The sequence below is a fragment of the Micromonospora sp. U56 genome (assembly GCF_018070095.1).
Classification (GTDB): domain Bacteria; phylum Actinomycetota; class Actinomycetes; order Mycobacteriales; family Micromonosporaceae; genus Micromonospora; species Micromonospora purpureochromogenes.
The window spans coordinates 1-6731 of record NZ_JAGPYL010000201.1; the positions used below are offsets into that span (position 1 = coordinate 1).

The 6731-nt window shown below is 76.1% G+C and carries 5 protein-coding genes and 2 pseudogenes; 6 read left to right on the plus strand and 1 reads right to left on the minus strand.

Going from position 1 to position 6731, the window contains the following annotated elements; translation table 11 throughout:
* The 6 genes and pseudogenes from KBX37_RS32900 to thiC form a co-directional block, all read left to right on the plus strand.
* Nucleotides 1–647, plus strand: a 647-nt coding sequence (locus tag KBX37_RS32900) for an FAD-dependent oxidoreductase (RefSeq protein ID WP_210779728.1), incomplete at its 5' end; no start/stop codon positions are given.
* Complete coding sequence (thiS, locus tag KBX37_RS32905; RefSeq protein ID WP_088960276.1) at nucleotides 638–838, plus strand: sulfur carrier protein ThiS; 201 nt, start codon at nucleotides 638–640, stop codon at nucleotides 836–838. The genes KBX37_RS32900 and thiS, both read left to right, overlap by 10 nt.
* On the plus strand, nucleotides 835–1614 hold the full coding sequence (locus tag KBX37_RS32910; protein WP_210779729.1) for a thiazole synthase: 780 nt from the start codon (nucleotides 835–837) through the stop codon (nucleotides 1612–1614). Before thiS ends, KBX37_RS32910 begins: the two co-directional genes overlap by 4 nt.
* A gap of 131 nt (nucleotides 1615–1745) precedes the next feature.
* Nucleotides 1746–2408, plus strand: a complete 663-nt coding sequence (locus KBX37_RS32915; protein ID WP_210779731.1) for a thiamine phosphate synthase — start codon at nucleotides 1746–1748, stop codon at nucleotides 2406–2408.
* Complete coding sequence (gene thiD / locus KBX37_RS32920; protein WP_210779730.1) at nucleotides 2405–3193, plus strand: bifunctional hydroxymethylpyrimidine kinase/phosphomethylpyrimidine kinase; 789 nt, start codon at nucleotides 2405–2407, stop codon at nucleotides 3191–3193. Before KBX37_RS32915 ends, thiD begins: the two co-directional genes overlap by 4 nt.
* Before the next feature lie 17 nt (nucleotides 3194–3210).
* Nucleotides 3211–4782 (plus strand): annotated as a pseudogene (gene thiC / locus KBX37_RS32925) (phosphomethylpyrimidine synthase ThiC); the annotation flags it as partial.
* Here the strand turns inward: thiC and KBX37_RS32930 are convergent.
* A pseudogene (locus KBX37_RS32930) lies at nucleotides 4706–6731 on the minus strand (hypothetical protein); the annotation flags it as partial. The pseudogenes thiC and KBX37_RS32930 overlap by 77 nt on opposite strands.

The following is a 6731-nucleotide window of genomic DNA, read 5'->3' on the forward strand; positions in this document are numbered from 1 at the left end:
CGGACGCGGGGGCCGGGGCCAGGCTGGTGCCCGGCGCGGACGCGCGCCTCCCCGCGGTCGACGCCCGGGACACCGTGGTCGCCGCCGGCTGCGGCGCCGCCGCGCGCACCGGCCTGCCGGTCCGGCCGGGGATGGGGCACGTGCTCCGGCTGCGCGCGCCCGGTCGCGGCACGCCGGACTTCCGGCACGTGATCCGGGGGTACGCCGACGGCGAGTCGGTGTACCTGGTGCCGCGCGTCGACGGTGAGGTGGTCCTCGGCGCGACCGTCGAGGAGCGCGCCGACACCGAGGTGACCGCCGGGGCGGTGCTGCGACTGCTCCGCGCCGCCGTCGACCTGGTGCCCGACCTGGCCGAGTACGACCTGGTGGAGGCCGCCGCCGGGCTGCGCCCCGGTACGCCGGACAACGCGCCGATCCTGGGGCCGCTGCCCGGCCGGCCCGGTGTGCTGGTCGCCACCGGCCACCACCGGCACGGCATCCTGCTCACCCCGGTCACCGCCGACCTGATCGCCGAGCTGGTGGTCACCGGCGCGGCGGACCCGCTGCTCGCCCCCTTCGCGCCGGACCGGTTCACCGCCGGCGCCGCCGCCCGAGCCGCCGGCCGGGACCGGATCGCACCCACCCCCGAGGAGGAGACGTGCAACTGATCGTCAACGGTGCCGGCCGGGACCTGCCCGGCGGGTCGACCGTGGCGGACCTGGTCCGCGCGGTCACCGAGCAGCGGCGCGGCCTCGCGGTGGCGGTGAACGGCGAGGTGGTGCCCCGCACCGGCTGGCCGGCGACCGTGCTGCGCGACGGCGACCGGGTCGAGGTGCTCAGCGCCGCGCAGGGCGGGTGAGCGGCGTGACGCTCACCATCGGCACCGTCACCCTCTCCTCGCGGCTCATCCTCGGCACCGGCGGCGCGGCCAACCTGCACGTGCTGGAGCAGGCCGTCCGGGCCTCCGGCACCGAGCTGGTCACCGTGGCCCTGCGCCGGGTGGACACCACCCCCGCCGCGGCCGGCGGGCTGCTCGACGTGCTGGACCGGTGCGGGGTGCGGCTGCTGCCGAACACCGCCGGCTGCTACACCGCCGGCGAGGCGGTGAAGGTGGCCCACCTGGCCCGGGAGGCGTTCGACACCGACTGGGTGAAGCTGGAGGTGATCGGCGACGAGCGCACGCTGCTGCCCGACGGGGTGGAGCTGCTGCGCGCCGCCGAGGAACTGGTCGCCGACGGGTTCACCGTGCTGCCGTACACCTCCGACGACCCGATCCTGGCCCGCCGGCTGGCCGACGTGGGCTGCGCCGCGGTGATGCCGGCCGGCGCGCCGATCGGCTCCGGGCTGGGCGTGTCCAACCCGCACCACATCCGGCTGATCCGGCAGAGCGTGGCCGTGCCGGTGATCCTCGACGCCGGCATCGGTACCGCCTCCGACGCGGCACTCGCCATGGAGCTGGGCTGCGACGCGGTGCTGCTGGCCAGCGCGGTCACCCGGGCCGCCGACCCGGTGGCGATGGCCACCGCCATGCGGTACGCGGTGGAGGCGGGCCGGCTCGCGTACGGCGCCGGGCGGATCGCCCGCCGCTTCCACGCCCTCGCCTCCACCCCCGACGAGGGAAGGCCCGACCTGTGACGGTGACGCGGCAGGTCGTCGACGGGCCGCCCGAGGCGGGCGCAGTGCGCGGTCCACGCCCCGCCGGGACGCGCCCGGACCCGCGTCGAGCCGGCTCGGGGCGGTTCGGCGCGACCGGGCCAGCCCGTCCGGTGGTGCCCTCGGGCCTGGTGGTGCTCACCGATCGGTGGCAGGCCCGGCGACCGCTGCCGGAGGTGGTCGCGGCGGCGGTGGCCGGGGGAGTGCGCTGGGTGGTGCTGCGCGAGAAGGACCTGCCCCGCGCCGAACGTGCCGCCCTCGCCGCCGCGCTGCGTCCGCTCCTGGCCGAGGCCGGCGGCAGCCTGATCGTCGCCGGCCCCGACCCCTTGGACGGCGACGCCGTCCACCTGCCGTCGGCCGGCCCCTACCCGCCACCGACCCTCGGCCTGGTCGGCCGCTCCTGCCACGACCGCGCCGAACTGGCCCGACTCACCACCGAGGACTACGCGACCCTCTCACCCGTCTTCCCCAGCAGAACCAAACCCGGCTACGGCCCACCCCTGCACCCGGACGGGCTCGCCGAGCTGATCCAGGCCAGCCCCGTGCCGATCCTCGCCCTCGGCGGCATCGACACCCCCGACCAGGTGCACACCTGCGTCGAGGCCGGAGCCCTCGGCGTGGCCGTGCTCGGCGCCATCATGCGAGCCGAAGACCCCACCCAGGCGGCCGCCACCCTGACCGAGGCCTTCCGCGCAGCCAGCCCGCGGCCCCTGACGCCGACTTCGACGAACCCGCACGGCCGGCCTCCGACAGCGACCCGGGAAGAGGGACAGTGACCCCGACGACCGTCCTCACCATCGCCGGCTCGGACTCCGGCGCCGGTGCCGGCATCCAGGCCGATCTCAAGGTCTTCGCCGCCCTCGGCGCGTACGGGACCAGCGTGATCACGGCCGTCACCGCGCAGAACACCCGGGGCGTCGACGCCGTGCTGCCGTTGCCCCCGCGAACGGTCACCGAGCAGCTCGACAGCGTGCTCGGCGACTTCCGCGTCCGGGCGGTGAAGACCGGAATGCTCGGCACCCCGGCGGTCGCCGACGCCGTGGCCGAGGCGGCGAAGGCGGGCCGGCTGCCGTACCTGGTCGTCGACCCGGTGCTGGTCGCCACCAGTGGACACCCGCTCGGCGTGGTGGCGGCGGTCGAGCGGCTGCTGCCGTACGCGGAGGTGGCGACGCCGAACTGCGCGGAGGCCGCCGCCCTCACCGGACGCCCGGTGACCACGGTCGAGGAGATGGCGGTCGCCGCCGAGGCGATCGCCGGCCGCGGCCCGGCGCACGTGGTGGTGACCGGCGGTGACGTGGACGCCGGCGGCGAGTCGGTCGACGTGCTGTGCGGCGGCGGGACGACCGTCCTGCTGCGCGCGCCCCGGGTGCGGACCCGGCACACCCACGGCACCGGCTGCTCGTTCTCGGCGGCGATCGCCGTCCGGCTGGCGGCGGGCGACCCGGTGCCGGTCGCGGTCGCCGCCGCCAAGGAGTACGTCACCCGCGCGCTGACCGGCGCGCGGGACTGGGAACTGGGCGCGGGACGCGGCCCGCTGGACCACTTCGGCTGGTCCGGTTGACCATCAGGGAGGCTGTCATGCAGGCACGTCGCAAGGTCTACGTCGAGGGTTCACGGCCGGACGTCCGGGTGCCGTTCGCCGAGGTGGAGCTGACCGGGGACAACCCGCCGCTGCGCCGCTACGACACCTCCGGCCCGGGCTCCGATCCGGAGGTGGGGTTGCCGCCGCTGCGCGGGGGTTGGATCGCCGAGCGCGGTGACGTGACCCCGGTCCGGGGTGCCGGCACGCCGTTGGCCGGGGCGGACGGGAAGCGGCCCACCCAGCTCGCGTACGCCCGCGCCGGGGTCGTCACGCCGGAGATGGAGTTCGTGGCGATCCGGGAGGGGATGGCGCCGGAGTTCGTCCGGGACGAGATCGCCGCCGGCCGGGCGGTGCTGCCGCTCAACGTCAACCACCCGGAGTGCGAGCCGGCGATCATCGGCAAGGCGTTCCTGGTCAAGGTGAACGCCAACATCGGCACCTCCGCGGTCACCTCGTCGGTCGCGGAGGAGGTGGAGAAGCTGACCTGGGCGACCCGGTGGGGCGCCGACACCGTGATGGACCTCTCCACCGGTAAGCGGATCCACGAGACCCGCGAGGCCATCGTGCGCAACTCGCCGGTGCCGATCGGGACCGTGCCGATCTACCAGGCACTGGAGAAGGTTGACGGCGACCCGGTGAAGCTGAGCTGGGAGGTGTTCCGGGAGACCGTCGTCGAGCAGGCCGAGCAGGGCGTCGACTACATGACCGTGCACGCCGGGGTGCTGCTGCCGTACGTGCCGCTGGCCGTGGACCGGGTGACCGGGATCGTCTCCCGGGGCGGGTCGATCATGGCGGCCTGGTGCCTGGCGCACCACGAGGAGAACTTCCTCTACACCAACTTCCGGGAGCTGTGCGAGATCCTGGCCCGCTACGACGTCACGTTCTCCCTCGGCGACGGGCTGCGGCCCGGGTCGATCGCGGACGCCAACGACGACGCCCAGTTCGCCGAGCTGCGGACCCTCGGCGAGCTGACGAAGATCGCCTGGGAGTACGACGTGCAGGTGATGATCGAGGGCCCGGGCCACGTGCCGATGCACAAGATCAAGGAGAACGTGGACCTCCAGCAGGAGTGGTGCCACGAGGCGCCGTTCTACACGCTCGGCCCGCTGACCACCGACATCGCCCCCGCGTACGACCACATCACCTCGGCCATCGGCGCGGCGATGATCGGCATGTTCGGCACCGCGATGCTCTGCTACGTCACCCCGAAGGAGCACCTCGGGCTGCCCGACCGGGACGACGTGAAGGCGGGCGTGATCGCGTACAAGATCGCGGCGCACGCAGCCGACCTGGCCAAGGGCCACCCCGGCGCGCAGGCCTGGGACGACGCGCTGTCCAAGGCCCGGTTCGAGTTCCGCTGGGAGGACCAGTTCAACCTCTCGCTGGACCCGGAGACCGCCCGCTCGTACCACGACGCGACGCTGCCGGCCGAGCCCGCGAAGACCGCGCACTTCTGCTCGATGTGCGGGCCGAAGTTCTGCTCTATGAAGATCACCCAGGAGCTGAAGGACTACGCCGCCCGCGGCATGCAGGACAAGTCGGCGGAGTTCCTCTCCTCCGGCGGCCGCTCTCCGTCTCCGGCTCGTTGTCGGCCAGCGGGCGGCTCAGGCCGGCGACCCAGTCGACGTACTCCTCGTCCTGCGCGGCGAGCGGCTCCGCCTCCGGGTGCTCGGCCGCCGGTTCGGCGCTGCGCGCCTTGTTGCGGCGGAACAGGCTCCGCTTCGTACGGGACCGGTCGGCCGCCGGCTCCGGCTCGACCTCCGCCGACGGCTCGGCCCCGCGAGGTTCGACACCGGGCACCTCGGCGGCGGGCAGGTCCGTCGACCGGCTCGCCGTAGCGGGGGTGCCGGGCCGGGAGTCGTCCGCGTCCCAGCGGAAGGTGACCGGCTTCGGTTCCTCCTCCGGACCGTGGTCCGGGAAGGGCAGGCCGGCGCGGGGCGGCGCCGGCGCGGGGCGGGGAGCGGTGAAGGCGTTCCAGCTCGCCGCGCTGTTCAGGTCGGGCAGTTGGTGCCGGGGGCGGGGCGCCGGCTCGCCGGTCGCGGGAGTGGCGCCGGCGGTGGGCGGGGTGTGGCGCGCCGCGTTGCGGTCCGCGCCCGACGGCCGCACGCCGGACCGGGGAACCGGCGCGTCGCGGACGTCGTCCCCGGTGGACCCGGCCGAGGGGTACTCGGAGCGGGCCGAGCCGGGCGCGGCCGGGTGGAGCCCGGCCGGGTCGAACCGCGCTTGGTCGAGCGTGGCCGGGTCGAGTGGCGCCGGGTCGAGCCTGGCGGCGTCGAGTTCGGTGGGGCCATGGCCGGCTTCGACGAGCCGGGCTGTGTCGAGTTCCGGCCGGTCGAGGCGGCTCCGGTCGAGTGCCCGATCGAGCCCGGGGCGGTCGAGCCTGGGCCGGTCGAGCGCACGCTCGGGGTCGTCGGCCGGCGCGGTGTCCGCACCGGAACGGGCGGCGGGTGCCGGAGCGGGGGAGTCGGCCGGCTCGGGGGCGGCTGTCGGGTCCGTCGCGGGGCGGGTCGCCCGCTTCGCCGAGCCCTTACGGCCGGTGACCGCAGCGGCGGAGCCGGCGGCAGCGGCAGGAGCGGCGGAGCCGGTGGTGGCAGCCGCGGGACCCGCGTCGGTGGCCGGCGCCGCGTCGCCGGTGGTGGCGAGGGTGGCCGCCACCGGGTCGTCCGATCCGGCGTCGCCGGTCGTGGTGGAGGTGGCGGCCACCGGAGCGTCCGTTCCGGCGCCGCTCGCGGTGGTGGCGACCGGCTCGTCCGACCCGGCGGAACGGGACTTGCGGGTCCGCTTCGGTCGGGGCCGGGGGGTGACGGTGGTGGGCTCGGCCGGCTCGGCGGGCGCGGTGCGGTCGGCGGTCACTGCCGTCTGCTCGGTGTCGTGCGGCTGCTCGGCCGTCCCGGTGCGGTGAGTGGTGGCTGCCGTCTCCTCGGTGCGGTGCGGCTGCTCGGCCCGGTCCGCCACCCGTGGGACCGCCACGGACCCGACCACGACCTGCGGTGTGACCTCGCTGGCTGCTGCCGGCGCGTCGGCCGGACCGGCGGCCCGAGCAACCTGGACCGGATCGGCCGCACGCGGCCCGTCGGACGGAACGGCAGCCGGTGCAACCTGGGCCGGGTCGGCGGTCGGTGGCACCTGGATCGGGTCGACCGCTCGCAACCCGTCGGACGGGACCGGCGCGGAGGAGCTGTCCACCACCGGCTCCCCGGTGGACACCGTCGGCGTGATCCGGCTGGCTGTACCGTCCCAGTCGGCTCCGTCCCCGACGTCGACCCCGCTGACCGGCTCCGCCAGCGCCTCCCGGTCCGCCGCGCCGTCCCACGCCGTCGGCTTCACCCGGTGACCGGCGAGGGACGCCGGCTCGTCGGTCGGCGCGGTCGGGTCGGCCGTCCACCGGGACTCCGGCGTACCGCGACGGTCCCGGGGCTGCGGGGCGCCCGCCGCGCCGACGGCCTCGGCCTGCGGCGCGCGGCGCGGGCCCGTCGGCAGGTCGCCGTACGACGGCTCGTCCGGCGTCCGGCCGCTT